General features: G+C 56.2%; 14 protein-coding genes and 1 other RNA gene. 3 read left to right on the top strand and 12 right to left on the bottom strand.

Going from position 1 to position 13,241, the window contains the following annotated elements:
• Both QZ329_RS12785 and QZ329_RS12780 read left to right on the top strand, forming a co-directional pair.
• The coding region (locus tag QZ329_RS12785) for a hypothetical protein (protein WP_295753209.1) at window positions 1-926 on the top strand (926 nt) is incomplete at its 5' end.
• 509 nt (window positions 927-1,435) lie between these two features.
• The gene (locus QZ329_RS12780; RefSeq protein WP_295753207.1) at window positions 1,436-1,669 is read left to right on the top strand and encodes a DUF6718 family protein; all 234 of its coding nucleotides are present in this window, start codon (window positions 1,436-1,438) and stop codon (window positions 1,667-1,669) included.
• A gap of 247 nt (window positions 1,670-1,916) precedes the next feature.
• On the opposite strand, the gene ligA is transcribed toward QZ329_RS12780, so the two are convergent.
• The 3 genes from ligA to murD are packed head-to-tail and all read right to left on the bottom strand — an operon-like array spanning window position 1,917 to window position 6,041.
• Window positions 1,917-3,893: an NAD-dependent DNA ligase LigA gene (ligA, locus tag QZ329_RS12775; RefSeq protein WP_295753205.1), complete on the bottom strand. Its 1,977-nt coding sequence runs from the start codon at window positions 3,891-3,893 to the stop codon at window positions 1,917-1,919.
• A 12-nt stretch (window positions 3,894-3,905) separates the two neighbouring features.
• Window positions 3,906-4,616 (bottom strand): sporulation protein YunB, encoded by a 711-nt coding sequence (yunB, locus tag QZ329_RS12770; protein ID WP_295753203.1) that lies wholly within the window; start codon window positions 4,614-4,616, stop codon window positions 3,906-3,908.
• A 21-nt stretch (window positions 4,617-4,637) separates the two neighbouring features.
• Entirely contained in the window at window positions 4,638-6,041 is a 1,404-nt protein-coding gene (gene murD, locus QZ329_RS12765; protein ID WP_295753202.1) for a UDP-N-acetylmuramoyl-L-alanine--D-glutamate ligase, read from the bottom strand.
• Between the two features lie 259 nt (window positions 6,042-6,300).
• On the opposite strand from murD, the gene rnpB reads away from it, so the two are divergent.
• Window positions 6,301-6,653, top strand: an RNA gene (gene rnpB / locus QZ329_RS12760) — RNase P RNA component class A.
• A 55-nt stretch (window positions 6,654-6,708) separates the two neighbouring features.
• On the opposite strand, the gene QZ329_RS12755 is transcribed toward rnpB, so the two are convergent.
• The 9 genes from QZ329_RS12755 to QZ329_RS12715 all read right to left on the bottom strand — a co-directional run.
• Window positions 6,709-8,529 carry a CotH kinase family protein gene (locus QZ329_RS12755; protein WP_295753199.1) on the bottom strand — a complete coding sequence of 607 codons (1,821 nt, stop codon included), beginning with the start codon at window positions 8,527-8,529 and terminating at the stop codon, window positions 6,709-6,711.
• A gap of 12 nt (window positions 8,530-8,541) precedes the next feature.
• A complete protein-coding gene (locus QZ329_RS12750) occupies window positions 8,542-9,213 on the bottom strand; it encodes a DUF4956 domain-containing protein (protein WP_295753198.1) in 672 nt (223 codons plus the stop codon).
• A 20-nt stretch (window positions 9,214-9,233) separates the two neighbouring features.
• On the bottom strand, window positions 9,234-9,905 hold the full coding sequence (locus QZ329_RS12745) for a polyphosphate polymerase domain-containing protein (protein WP_295753197.1): 672 nt from the start codon (window positions 9,903-9,905) through the stop codon (window positions 9,234-9,236).
• Window positions 9,906-10,155: 250 nt separating this feature from the next.
• Window positions 10,156-10,890 carry a YebC/PmpR family DNA-binding transcriptional regulator gene (locus QZ329_RS12740; RefSeq protein WP_295753195.1) on the bottom strand — a complete coding sequence of 245 codons (735 nt, stop codon included), beginning with the start codon at window positions 10,888-10,890 and terminating at the stop codon, window positions 10,156-10,158.
• Between the two features lie 5 nt (window positions 10,891-10,895).
• Window positions 10,896-11,675, bottom strand: a complete 780-nt coding sequence (locus QZ329_RS12735; protein WP_295753193.1) for a Nif3-like dinuclear metal center hexameric protein — start codon at window positions 11,673-11,675, stop codon at window positions 10,896-10,898.
• Window positions 11,659-12,357, bottom strand: coding sequence for a class I SAM-dependent methyltransferase (locus tag QZ329_RS12730; RefSeq protein WP_295753191.1), 699 nt, complete (start codon window positions 12,355-12,357; stop codon window positions 11,659-11,661). The genes QZ329_RS12735 and QZ329_RS12730 overlap by 17 nt, the downstream gene beginning before the upstream one ends.
• Window positions 12,358-12,364: 7 nt before the next feature.
• Window positions 12,365-12,574, bottom strand: coding sequence for a DUF1858 domain-containing protein (locus QZ329_RS12725; protein WP_295753190.1), 210 nt, complete (start codon window positions 12,572-12,574; stop codon window positions 12,365-12,367).
• Entirely contained in the window at window positions 12,567-12,812 is a 246-nt protein-coding gene (locus QZ329_RS12720) for a hypothetical protein (protein ID WP_295753188.1), read from the bottom strand. The genes QZ329_RS12725 and QZ329_RS12720 overlap by 8 nt, the downstream gene beginning before the upstream one ends.
• Window positions 12,813-13,013: 201 nt before the next feature.
• A partial coding sequence (locus tag QZ329_RS12715; RefSeq protein ID WP_295753186.1) for a CxxC-x17-CxxC domain-containing protein occupies window positions 13,014-13,241 on the bottom strand: 228 nt, incomplete at its 5' end.

Below are 13,241 nucleotides of genomic sequence, written 5' to 3'. Positions count from 1 at the left end.
GCGGCTGCCGCCCCATCGTGGACAAATATGCCGCTTTAACGGCTTTACTCCGGGAGGCGGATCGCGAAGAGGACAAAGCGATCCTTACAGACCTGCTCAAACTGTACGACTGGGCCTTTGAGGAGCTGCACAGCCGGCGTCCGGAGCAGGTGTTCCTCTTCCAGGAGACGTGGTGGAAGGACGCTCCCCTGGACCACGACCCCTGCGGTGTTCAGGGTGTATTCAGAACCTATGAGGAGCTGACGGACTACCTGAAGGAGTACGAGGGGTACTATGAGGATCCTCCTTTGGGGTATCCCGATGGGATAGATTTCAGGGGGTACGTTGAAAAATGGGCCGAGGTGGACGGTAAAATGCAGTCTGTTTTGGGCCTGAACATCTTTTTGGTGGACGGAAAGATCATCATACAGGATTTCGATCCCTGGTATCTGGAGTCTGTCCGGAAAGACGGGTACAAAGAGCTGGGCATTCGCTACGAGGCCGAACGCATTCACAGCTACGGCACTGGCCTTACGACCTTCCCGATCCCCTTCCGCTCCGGGGACCTGGTGCAGGTGGAGGTCCCGAGCATGGCGAGACCTCGGTATGGCGTGGTGGCTGTCGTGGAAGCCTTGGGGCGCTACGTCCATATGGCGTATATCGAAAACGATTGTCTGGAGTGCATGGACCTGAGCTACCGGTACTATGACCTCACTTCCGGTTGGCGGGTCATCGACTGGACCCGGCCTGTCCAGCCCTCGGACCTGCCCGAGGGGTACGGCCTGCTGACAGAGCTGAGCGACGCGCTGCACGCACTGGACGAACAAGATGTTGCGGCGATCGACTCTCTGTTTTTCGGTGTGTTGGGGGAGGAAGACTCCCGCCACGTCCGAAAGGTTTTCCGGGCGCCGGAGCCGATTCCACTGGCAGAGCTTTTGGATGATTGAGTCCCCATGAACCCCTTGCGCTGCAACGGGTCCTCGCCTCTTACTTAAATTAATAACTTCGGCGACCTCGATACCCAAAATTCGACAAAGTCCAAACCTGTACTGAGATTTTCACCAAATAAAAGGAGAACCGCTTGTTGCGACTCTCCTTTATTTCAGATAAAAATTTGTGTTGGGCGTAAGATATCAGCAAAAAAGTATTTAAAAGGTCCATGATTATCCGGAGAAATATCCAAGCCATTTTCGTGTAGTAGATTTGCGCAGCGGAAAAAAGTTTATGACGACTACCGGGCAATCCATTTGTATTATCAAAGAGTAACTTGGCCTATCCCATCGATGTACAGCTTTGGTGCGGAAAAGATTATGCTTTCGATGTATGGAGTCATCAGTATGTCTATAAGTATAAAACTCCGGAAATTGGAAGAACGCTATATCAAGAATATTCTGCTGGAATCATCCGTACAGAACAAGATTTTTTAGCTTGGCTACGCGAATTGGAGGCAATTTGAATGAGTGATAAAAAAATTTACATTGTGGCAAAGGTTTTCGATAGACCTGGCAGTTTGGCATATCTCTGCAAGACGCCCAATGAGGCCAGATGCCTGCCAGGGACTCTGGAGGCTCTGCGGGCTGAAGGGGTCCAGATCGTTCCGGAAATCTATTCGGAGTATGCGCCATATTCTTATGTGGAAGACATGAAAGCATTTATCGACAAAGTCTGCCAATTAAATCGAGTTGCCTGATAGTGCTTCGGTCACATCTAGATTCCGCAAACGGGGCTTGTCCACCCCGTTTTTCCTCACACTAAAAAAGCCCCGGAACCCTTGCAAACACTGGGTTCCGGGGCTCTTACTTAAATTGATAACTTCGGCGAGGGCCTTCGGCTGGCCAAGGATAAAATGAATGAAAAAAATGTCTACTATATGAACCCTGCTTTTGACAAATGAACACAAAGAGAGCGGCGGATATTCCGCCGCTCTTTTTTGCCGCTCACTCCAACAGCGCCGCAAATTCATCCTCTGTCAGAATCGCTATCCCCAAATCCTGCGCCTTTTTCAGCTTGCTTCCAGCCGCCTCTCCCGCTACCACATAAGTGGTTCGCTTCGAAACGGCCCCCGCAACTTTTCCTCCCCGTTCCTCAATCAAGCCCTGAGCGGTTTTTCGTTCAAAGCGCGACAGTGTTCCAGTGAGAACGAACGTCATTCCGGAAAAGCGCTCATCCACCAGCTTCGAAGTGCTCTTCATGTTGACGCCGGCAGCTTTGAGCCGCGCAATCAAGTCCTGCGCCTGGGGAGAGGCAAGGTAATCCACAATATACTGAGCGGTCACCCCGCCTACATCGTTGATTTCCGTAAGTTCCTCTAATGTGGCAGAGGAAAGCGCCTCCATCGTCCCGAAATGAAACGCCAGAACCTTCGCCGCCTTCTCCCCTACCTGCCGGATTCCCAGCCCATAAACCAGTCTGGATAAATCATTCTCCTTGGAATGGTCAATCGCTTTCATTAGATTCTCAGCAGATTTCTTCCCCATGCGCTCCAGTTTCGCTACCTTCTCCTCCTGAAGCGCGTAAAGGTCCGCCGCATTGGAAACCATTCCGCTGTCAATCAACTGCTGCACCACGGCGGGGCCGCAGCCGTCAATATCCATCGCGTTTCGGCTGGCAAAATGAGTCAGATTCCGCAGGAGCTGCGCGGGACACTCCGCTCCGGTGCAGCGAATCGCAGCTCCGTCCTCATCCCGGCGCACCGGAGCGCCGCAGACTGGACACGCCGAAGGAAGAAAATACGGCTCCGTACCCGTAGGCCGCTTTTGCATATCCACCTCCACAACTTCAGGAATGATCTCCCCCGCCTTTTGCACAAGGACGGTATCTCCAATTCGGATATCTTTTTCTGTGATATAATCCTGGTTGTGAAGCGTAGCGTTGGTAACGGTTGTCCCTGCCAGGCGGACAGGCTCCAGCACTGCTTTCGGCGTCAGCACGCCAGTGCGGCCCACCTGAATCACAATGTCCCGCACGCGGGAGGGTTTTTTCTCCGGCGGGTACTTGAAGGCCACCGCCCACTTCGGACATTTCGCCGTACTGCCTAGTCTTAAGCGATCAGGCAAGGAGTTTACCTTTACGACAGCCCCGTCAATATCAAAGGGAAACTGCATCCTCTCTTCGTTGATTCGCTCAATTTCAGATTGGCACGCGGCGGTTCCGATAAGGGTCTTATGGGGAATCACCCGGAAACGCTGAGAGGCCAGATAGTCCAATGTCTCCTGGTGGGAGACGAATTCCTTTCCCTCCGCCAGCTGCAAATTGAAGACCTGAATATCCAGTTTCCGCTCTGCGCAGATTTTCGGGTCCAACTGCCGCAGGGATCCGGCGGCGGCGTTCCTGGGATTCGCCAGAAGCGGTTTTCCCTGAAGTTCACGCTGGACATTTAATTCCTCAAAAACCGTTCTGGACATATAGACCTCGCCCCGGACAATGAGTCGGGACAGCTTGTCCGGCAGCGTCAAGGGGATGGAACGAATGGTCTTCAGATTTTCGGTCACGTCCTCCCCTGTCCGGCCATCTCCTCGAGTGGCGCCCCGGACAAAGATGCCATCCCGATACTCCAGCGCCACAGACAGTCCATCCACCTTGGGTTCAATGGAAAAGATGGTATCCTCCCCCAGGGCCTCGTCCATTCGATGGCAGAACTCCGCCACTTCTTCTCCGCTGAATACGTCCTGCAAACTCTCTAAGGGAACCTCATGCGTGTAAGGTGCAAAACCTTCCAACGTCTTCCCGCCGATGCGTTGCGTGGGGGAGTCCGGCATAATCTCTTCCGGGTGCTGCGCCTCCAGTTCCTCCAGACGGCGGTTGAGCATGTCGTACTCATAGTCGCTGATGATAGGCTCATCCAGCACGTAATAGCGGTAGCCATGCTCGTTCAGCGTGTCCCGCAGCTGCTTGATCTCTTCACGGTAATCCATGAGGTCCTCCTGTCAGTTCAAGATATAATCCTTCGCGTCGCTCACATAGTTCTCAGGGGTGGAGCTGAAATAGGTGTAGGTATCCGGCACAGACCCCACAATCACGGTTTCCGCCACGGTGACAGCATTGGAAACCGTCGTTGCGGCAGAAAAACCAGGCAGTAAAATGCTGACGGCCACGTCAATGTTCAGCACAATCTGGTGCTTGGTCTGGTTGATGCCCGCTGAGGTAAACTCGTTTTCAAACCGGGCGGAGGAGGAACCCACCGACTCCATCCGCACAGAGATTCTTGGCCCCCGCCCGGCCAGTAACACTGAGCCGGTCAGACTTCCAAGCGGAATGGAAAGCTCTCTGGCGGATACCTGATCAATGCGGGCAAGAATGATGTCCAGAATTTTGGACTGGAGACGGTTAAAAGCCGCCATGTTGCTGTAAATAGCCGTGATTCGGCCGTCTTTGTCCTTCTCAAAGGTTATCAAATCGCTGTAGCTGATATTGCCGCTTTCAATGGCCTCGTCCACCGCTTCGGAGACAATGCGGTTAACCGTGTTGGACACTCTGGTCGTGGCCAGGCTTGTCAGCAAAGGCCTCATCTGGGTTGTGGCAAACAGCATAAGCGTTAGAAGCAGCGCCACAGTGGAAAAAGCCAGCACGCTCCAGAGTGTCCGGCGGGTGATGCGCCGCCGGTAGTAAAAGAAGTTCACAAAATCACCCCAGAGCATTGTATGCTCCGGAAGCTTGCCCTATCGCTTTTCAGGCAGCTGGTTGACGATCTCCTTGAACACCCGCCCCCGTTCCATGAAGTTCGCGAATCGGTCAAAGGAGGTGCTGGCAGGGGACAACATCACCACATCGCCCTCCGCCGCCCGGCTCCGGGCCAAGGAAACCGCCTGGTGATAGTCTTCCACATCCACAATTTCCAAGTCATCGTAATTCTCCGCCCGCTCCACGGAAGCCCGGATCACTCCGGCAGTCGCCCCGCAGAGAATCAGCAGCTTTACATGCGCGTTGACCACTGGGCCAAGGCTTTCATAGGAAATGCCCTTGTCCTTCCCCCCAGCAATGAGAATGATCTTTTCTGGGAAAGAGTTCAATCCCGCAATAGTCCGGCTGGGGCTGGAGGCGATGGAGTCGTTGTAATACCGTACTCCGTCCAGTTCACGCACCAGCTCAATCCGGTGCTCCACGCCGCCGAAGTCTCCCGCGAAATCACGGATCACGTCATCCGGAACCAGCCCGTCTACGGCGGCAACAGCCGCCATGTAATTCTCCACATTGTGAACCCCAGGGAGCTTGATCCCGGCCAGAGGAAGCACCTGACGGCGTCCGGTTTCGTTGGACATCCAGATTGCCGGTCCCGTCCCGTCCGTGTCCGGAGCGAGATACGCCCCCCGCTCCACGCTCCCCCGGCGGCTGAAGGTCCGAAGACTCCCGTTCTCCCGGCCCATAAAGGAACGGGTGACTTCGTTATCCGCGTTAAAGACAGCAATATCTTCTGCCGCCTGATGTGTAAAGATATTTTCCTTTGCAGCAATATACTCCGCGTAGTCCTTATGAACATCCAGATGATTGGGCGCCAGATTGGTGATGACGGCAATGTGTGGACTTTGATTCATCGTCATCAGCTGGAAGGAACTCAGCTCTAAAACGGCCATATCCCCTTTCCGGATACCTCCGGTCTCCGCCAGCAGCGGATGACCGATGTTTCCACCCAGGTGGACCGTCCGCCCCGCTGCTCGAAGCAGTTCGGCGATGATGGTGGTGGTGGTGGTCTTGCCGTCGCTGCCAGTGACGGCGATAATCGGGCAGGGACAGACTTCGAAGAAGACCTCCATCTCGCTGGTCAGCATACTCCCCCGCCCAACGGCGGCGGTGAGTTCCGGCAGATCGGGCCGCATTCCCGGGGTACGGAAAATTACGTCCTCTGTCAAGTTCTTCAAGTAGTCCGGCCCCAGGCGGAGGCGGCAGCCCTTCTTCTCCAGTTCCTCCGCCAGGACGCCCAGGGCGGCCCGGTCCTTTTTATCGCAGGCGGTCACCGCCACGCCCCGGGAGAGCAGCAGTTCCACCAGCGGCCGGTTGGAGATTCCAATCCCAATAACGGCCACGGTTTTGTTCTGTAAAGAGGACAGATATTCCTCAAATTTCACCCAAATCGCTCCTTATCCTCCCCGTCCGCAGGCGGGGTCATTGCTTTTGCCTGAGGGTTTCTCCGGCGGCGAATTCATCTCCTGGCTATTTTACCACGTTGAACCCCTTCCGGCAAGACTTGCCACCGCAGAAAATTTGTGATATTCTGTCAAGCAAAGCAAAAAAGGAAGGCCTGACATGGACCCGCAGCTTTTCCATGTTGGCCAAATTTCATCAAAAATCTTGACTTCTCTGCGCATTTCCTGTAAAATACTTCCGCGAGGAAAACAGACAGCCGCGTGGGCAGGCCGAAAGGCCGTTCATGAGGAAAGTCCGGGCTCCACAGGGCAAGGATAACGGGTAACGCCCGCCGAAGGCGACTTCAGGAAAAGTGCAACAGAGATATACCGCTGGTTCGGTTCCGCCGTTCCAGTAAGGGTGGAAAGGTGCGGTAAGAGCGCACCCGACGGCTGGAAACTGTCCGTCGCTGTAAACTCTATCCGGAGCAACACCGGTATGGGAGCATATAGGCTGGCCCGGCCGCTCCCGGGGTGGCTGGAGCGCGCTGGCAACAGCGCGCCTAGATAGATGGCTGTCAAATACAGAACCCGGCTTATAGTTTTGCTCGCAAACATATGGTCCCGGCTGCGGAACACGCGGACGGGACCTGTTTTTCTTCATTCCCTGTCATGCGGGTGATCCTGGCCGTCTCCTCCTGCGGTGGTATAGGAAGGCAAACAGAAGTCCCGCCGTCAGGGCGGCGGCGGACGCCGCCATCAGAATCAGAGCGTCTTTGTTTGCTCCAGCCGTACCTGGATTTTGGCCGGGGAAACTGCCGGGGAAGTGTTCGGAGTTTTGGGAAGCCCGCTCTGCCGGAGGAGGCTGTTCCAATCCCTTGGAAGCCGTGGGCGCGGGCATCTCCCTGCCGCCGCCTTCCCCCGGCGAAGGAGGTCCTTGCTCTCTTCCGTGGTCCATAGTACCCATATCGGACAGCGTGATGGAAGAGGCGTCAATCAAGCTGGCAGAATCAAGAGACTGCTCCTCCTCCGTGGAGGGAATCGTCCCCTCCAGTTGCCCGCTGACGCTCTCAGAGCGCAGACGGCAGAAGGTTCGAAGGGTTTCCACGCCAATCTCAAACTCTTCATACGTGTAAAACCAGGTGGGATCTTTCTCCACGTATTCCGCAATGATGTCCGCCGCGCCGTCGATCAATCCGGCGCAGTCCACCGTATCCAGGAACTCCTGAAAATACTGGTGGTACAGCTCCGTATATTCCGAGTTGTCAAATATCCAATCGACCATGGGGCGGCTGTCGCCGCCGGAAACGGGGGAATCAATGGGGGCGTTGACCTGACTGGAGGCGCTGCCGCCTTGAAAGGTACCATAGGCAAGATTGTAATCCCAGGGAATCATGGAGAGGCGGCCGTCTTTTTCATGGAGATAGTAGTTGTGGACCATGGAGCCGGTGTAGCTGTCTCCATTGCAGACAAAATTATGAACCACAAAATAGCGGAGGACTTCATCGATGTCCAGAACGTCCTCCAGTCGGTCGTTCTCGCTGAGGGCCTTCAGCGAGGCAATCAGCCGGGTCTGATCCGCCTTGCTGACAGCGGTTTTGGCATTTTGAAAAATGTTGGAATAGCTGTCCGGGTCGTCGTCAATGTACCGCAGCTTCACATCGTCGCTGCCCATGCCGCCTCCGGGACCGCCTTCGAATCCGCCGGGCTCGCCATCGTTCCGGCGTCCGCCTCCGGGAATGTCGTCTTGCCTGCCGGAGAAGTCTTGAGCACCAGGGAAGTCTTGACCGCCGGGCTGGGCAGGAAGGGCATTGTCCCCTGCCGCGAAATCTTCCATACGGAACTCCCGCCCATTACCCCGGCCGCCGCCGAAGCTCATGCTGTCCGGTTTATAAAGCTGGCCGGAATCCGTTCCATAATTGCGCCGGAGAAACGCATCCTCCACGCCCTCCACCGCAAGATACAGCCCCCAGTCCTCCCCGTTGACGGTGATATATACATAGCTGCAAAGGGGCGCGTCTACACCAAAGGCGCTCATCATTCGGTAAGTCAGGTAATCTTTCATACAGGTGATATCCTGAATAAGGTTATTCAGACTGAGCTTATCCAGGCCATAGTAAGTTCTGGCGCTGTCGTAGTGATCAAACTCCAGTTTGAAGCTGTAGCGGTCGCTGTCCATGGCGGAAACCATGCTTAAAGAAGTATTTCCCTTGGCGCGAATGCCAGTGTTTTTGTACGCTTCGCCGTCGATCACCACGGCGCACTGAGCATATTCCTCGTTTTCACAAGTCTCGAGGAAGCTGTCCCAATCCTCCATCACAATGTCGATGGTGTGGACCCGGTCCGTGCTGAAAAGACGGGTCTCATAGCCCATAGCGGAAGCGACGGGCTGGAGCCCCAGACTCCCGCCGGACAGGAAGGCCGCCGTCAGCAGCAGGCACAGCGCCAGAATGACCGCGCAGAGTTTGTCAATGTGCTTGTGCGTGGACATTAAGCCCCTCCTTTATCCCATATAATCTCCGTTGTAGCTGACCAGTACCGCGCTGCGAACGCCGGGAAGGTCCGCCAGCGCGTTGACAAAGCCGGTGTCCTCATCTTTCAACCGGACTTCCAGATTCAGCTCAACCGCGTCCTTCTGCACCGTCTTACTTTTTACCACACAGCGCCGGGTCCGCTGGCGGAGAAAGTCCGCCGCCCGTGCTTCGCTTTCGTGACTGTCGCACTGAAGAACCACAAGATAGGGGTCGCAGCGGGATTTTCGATTCACAAACACCAACAGCATCAAGCCGGTCGCCAGGCTGCCGAACACCGCCAGAGGAATCAGACCCGCCGCCAGAACGATGCCCACGGCAATGGCCCAAAACAAGAAGGCAATATCCAGAGGCTCTTTAATCGCCGTGCGGAAGCGCACAATGGACAGAGCGCCCACCATGCCCAGAGACAGCACCACATTGCTGGTGACCGCCAGAATAATCATGGTGGTAATCATGGTCAGGGCGACCAGGGTTACTCCAAAGCTGGAGGAGTACATAACGCCGGTGAAGGTTTTCTTATAGACCAGAAAGATAAAAATACCCAGGCCGAAGGCCAGAGTCAGGGCTAGGCCCATGTCCAGAAGGCTGACGCTGGAGACGTTCTCCAGAAAGCTGGATTTGAAGATGTCCTGAAAAGTCATAATTTTGATTCCTTTCTTGTTTATCCATAAATGCGGGAAGCGGCGTATTTGGAAAAGGAGGAGGTATGCCGCCCGGGAAGCTGCACTGCGTCCCGGATGACATCCGGAAGAAATTCGTCCCACTTCACCTCCAAAATGATGGGCGCATCTCCGGCGGGAATCGTAACACAGGCGGGATTCAGAAAATCCACAGCGCCCAATCCGGTGCGAATACCGGAATCCAGCGTTACCCGTACGTTTCCGGCCGGAAACACAAAGGCGTCCCGCGTGTAATCCACAATGGTTTTGGGCCGGATGCCATTGGATTTCATCTTCCAATAGAGCTCCTGAACCAGGGGCCTGCCCGCATGGAGCATCCAGTTCAGCCCGCCATCCAAAAGCTCCCCCACCTCCTGAGCGCTTAGGAGCACGGAGCGCTTGCCGCACAAGCCGTTCCACTTGCTCTTTTTCTCCAGGCAGATGAAGGAGACGTCACCGTCGTAATACCGTATTCGAAATTTTTCTCTTCGGGCCACCCCGTCAATCTTTTCCCGCAGGGCCGTACCCAGAGGGTCGTCAAAGTAGAGGCTTCGCACCTCATAGCGGCCGTCTCGCCCATGGGCGTCCCGCTTGGCCACGGCGGAGAGACGGGTGGTGAGAACCGCACAGTCTGCGGCGGTGATCTCATGTTTCCACTCATGCCGAAGTTTCATTTCGAGCTCCTTTCGTTTCAGGGGATGAGGGCATCATACTGTGGCTTCCTTAGCGCAACCTTAAAAAACGGCAGAAAAGGAAAACTTTTCTTTGGCTGGTCATACCCGAAAGCCCTCCCCTCCTGTTGGAAACGAACTCTGGCACGCTACACCGCTGCACGCTTCAAATATTAAACAAAAATTAGGTTTTGTTTAATATTATGGCAAAGACAGGGGGCGGACCGTTTGGTCCGCCCCGTATTTTCTGGATTCAGTCGTTGTCCCAGTTGTGCCAGACGTTCTGCACATCGTCGCTGTCCTCCAGCATATCGATGAGCTTCTGCATGTTTTTCACATCGCCCTCGCCGCTGAGTTTAATGTAATTTTGAGGGACCATCTCCACCTCGGCATTGACGAAGCTGTACCCCTTCTCCTCCAGGGCCTTCACCACATTGTTAAAGGCATCGGGGTCACAGGTGATCTCCAACGCGGGACCGTCGGCTTCAAAGTCGGCGGCTCCAGCGTCCAGCGCGTCCATCATGACGGTTTCCTCATCCAATTCTCCGTCCTCATTGTCAATGACGATGACGCCCTTTTTGTCAAAGGACCAGCTGACGCAGCCGATGGCGCCCAGATTGCCGTTGCATTTGTCGAACGCATGACGGACCTCCGGCGCGGTGCGCTGGCGGTTATCGGTCAGAGCTTCCACGATGACGGCCACACCGCCGGGACCGTAGCCCTCGTAGGTGACAGCCTCGTAGCTGTCCGTATTTCCCGCGCCCAACGCCTTGTCAATGGTGCGCTTGATGTTGTCGTTGGGCATATTCACAGCCTTGGCCTTGGCAATCACCGTGGCCAGGCGGGAGTTGTTGTTGGGGTCGCCGGAGCCGCCCTCTTTCACGGCCACGATGATCTCGCGGGCGATCTTGGTAAAGGCGGCGGAGCGCTTGGCGTCTGCCGCACCCTTGGTTTTTTGGATATTATGCCATTTGGAATGTCCGGACATAAGGTTTATTCTCCTTCCACATAATACTGAATCACTTCCCGGTGGGAAGCGGATTTTTGGATTTCCATACCAGGAAACCGGCCGGCCAGATAGGCGATTACCTCTTCGCAAATCAGGTCCTCCGTGGGGAAATGGCCCGCGTCAATGAGATTGATGCCCTTGGCCTTCGCGTCCACAAACTGATGATAGCTCAGGTCAGCCGTAACAAAGGTATCGCATCCGGCGTATATTGCAGCGTCCTCGAACTCTCCGCAGGCTCCGCCGCCCACGGCCAGGCGGTGAACGGGCTTCCCCGCGTCGGCGTAGCGGACGCCGTTGCAGCCCAGGACTCTTGCCACATGGCGGACAAACTCCGGCAGAGCCATGGGCTCCGCCCGCCAGCCGCAGCGCCCCACGCCTTCCCCGGTAAAACGTTCCGGCTCCTGAATACCGAGGACCTGGGCCAAAACGTCGTTGACGCCGCCCTCCGCGATATCCAGATTGGTGTGCATGCAGATGGCGGAAATATTCCGCTCAATCAGATGGAGCAGTCTCCGTCCGGTCACATCCCTGTCCGTCACGCTCTTCTGCCCGTGGAAAACCACCGGATGATGGGCGACGATCAAGTCCGCCCCCCAGCGGTCCGCTTCCTCTATCACGGTCTCCGTGATGTCCAACGCCGCCAAAATCTTATGGACCTCCCGGTCCGGCCTGCCTACCAGCAGCCCCACATTGTCCCAGTCCTGCGCGCATTCCCTGGGCGCAATTTCAAACAGAGCCCGCTCTATTTCACCGACATTTGGCACGCCGCCACTCCTCTCTCATGGACAGCAGCGCGGTTATGATCTCCCGCAGCGCGTCCCCTTTTTCCGAGCTGCCGCCGGAGCGGTTCAGTCCCGCCACAGCGCTTTGCAGACGAATGATTTTTTCAATAATGTACCGGTCCCCCAGAGGATCGTGAAGCAGCGCCGCTCCTCCGTACAGCTGCCCTGGGGAAAGCGACATCTCCCCTGCCGTAACCTCCATCACTGGATAAATGGTGCCCCGGTCCTCCACCAGGGCCTCCCGCCGGATGGCATAGCCGCCGGCCGCCAAAAAAGCCCGGAGGGCTTCCGCCCGGGTCATCGGCTGGAGCAGCAGCGTGTGGTTCCCTTCCGCCGTCCAGGGAGCACGGGCCAGAATGGAGGCGATGTTCTCCCCTCCCATTCCAGCAATTACGATGCAGTCCGCCTCCGACGGTTTCACAGGAGCCAGACCATCCCCAAGACGGTACGCAATGCCGTCCGCACCATAGACCTGGCCGGTCTTTCTGGCACGGGACAGCGGCCCCTCCCGCAGATCGCAGGCAATGGCAGAGACCACGCGCCCGTGAAGCCGCAGCCACACAGGCAGGTAGGCGTGATCCGTGCCAACATCCGCGAGCCGCGAACCGGGCCGCACCCAATCCGCCAGCAGCTGGAGGCGGGGCGTCAATTCCAGGTTTCGCAAGACGGCGTTATTCGGCCTTCTTGTTGGCCTCTTCGTTAACCAGGGCCAGCAGCTTCTCCACCTCGATGCCGTGGACCATGCAGGCCTCCTCTACGGTTTCCCCGCGGGAAGAAGGGCAGCCCAGGCAGTGCATGCCGATGGACAGGAAGATGGGCGCGGTCTGGGGGGCAATATCCAGGATATCGCCAATGATGGTGTCTTTCGTAATTTCAATCATTTCTGGATTCCTCCGTATTCAAATAGGATTCGGCGTTCAGCCGTTCGGGCAATCCCTCCACTGGGACAGATTTCCACGGAACGGCCATCGTTCCGCTATTATACTCTATTATTAACCCGAATTCAATAGAAAATCCGACAAAAGCCGAAAGCAGGGCGGTTTCTTTCCCTGCGGCAATTCTCTGCGCCCGCGTTCTCGCCGCCGCTTTCAGCCAATTCGGCCGGCTGAAGTTCCTCATTCCCTTCCTAAAAAGCCTCCCTGCCGATTTCCTGGATCGATAGTACCGCATAAAGGTTTGAATCGCAAACAGATTATGCCGCCTTCTCCCCCTGCCGGAGAGGCCGCACAGCTTACAGGACAGGCGCGAAAAAACAACCCCACGCTTTTGCGTGGGGTTGTTTTACTCATTCTGTGCAAGAGGCCAAAACCGAAAATCGATTTATCTCTGCTCCTCGCGCATCTTGGCAAAGCACTCGCTGCAATAGACCGGACGGTCAGAGCGGGGCTCGAAGGGCACACGGGCCTCGCCGCCGCAAGCGGCGCAGACAGCCGTGAAGTACTCCCGAGGACCGCGGGCGGCGTTCTTGCGAGCGTCGCGGCAGGTCTTGCAGCGCTGGGGCTCGTTCTGGAAGCCGCGCTCCGCATAGAACTCCTGCTCACCGGCGGT

The sequence above is a fragment of the uncultured Oscillibacter sp. genome (assembly GCF_910579365.1).
Lineage (GTDB): Bacteria > Bacillota > Clostridia > Oscillospirales > Oscillospiraceae > Oscillibacter.
Note: the sequence above shows the minus strand (reverse complement) of the source record. Positions and strands in the feature narration are given on the sequence as shown.

Coding starts and splice junctions, on each gene's coding strand:
- QZ329_RS12780 (WP_295753207.1), top strand. CDS start 1,436: ATGAGTGATAAAAAAATTTACATTGTGGCAAAGGTTTTCGATAGACCT.
- ligA (WP_295753205.1), bottom strand. CDS start 3,893: ATGGATTACCGTGAAGAGATCAAGCAGCTGCGGGACACGCTGAACGAG.
- yunB (WP_295753203.1), bottom strand. CDS start 4,616: ATGCTCTGGGGTGATTTTGTGAACTTCTTTTACTACCGGCGGCGCATC.
- QZ329_RS12755 (WP_295753199.1), bottom strand. CDS start 8,529: ATGTCCACGCACAAGCACATTGACAAACTCTGCGCGGTCATTCTGGCG.
- QZ329_RS12750 (WP_295753198.1), bottom strand. CDS start 9,213: ATGACTTTTCAGGACATCTTCAAATCCAGCTTTCTGGAGAACGTCTCC.
- QZ329_RS12745 (WP_295753197.1), bottom strand. CDS start 9,905: ATGAAACTTCGGCATGAGTGGAAACATGAGATCACCGCCGCAGACTGT.
- QZ329_RS12740 (WP_295753195.1), bottom strand. CDS start 10,890: ATGTCCGGACATTCCAAATGGCATAATATCCAAAAAACCAAGGGTGCG.
- QZ329_RS12725 (WP_295753190.1), bottom strand. CDS start 12,574: ATGATTGAAATTACGAAAGACACCATCATTGGCGATATCCTGGATATT.
- QZ329_RS12720 (WP_295753188.1), bottom strand. CDS start 12,812: ATGAGGAACTTCAGCCGGCCGAATTGGCTGAAAGCGGCGGCGAGAACG.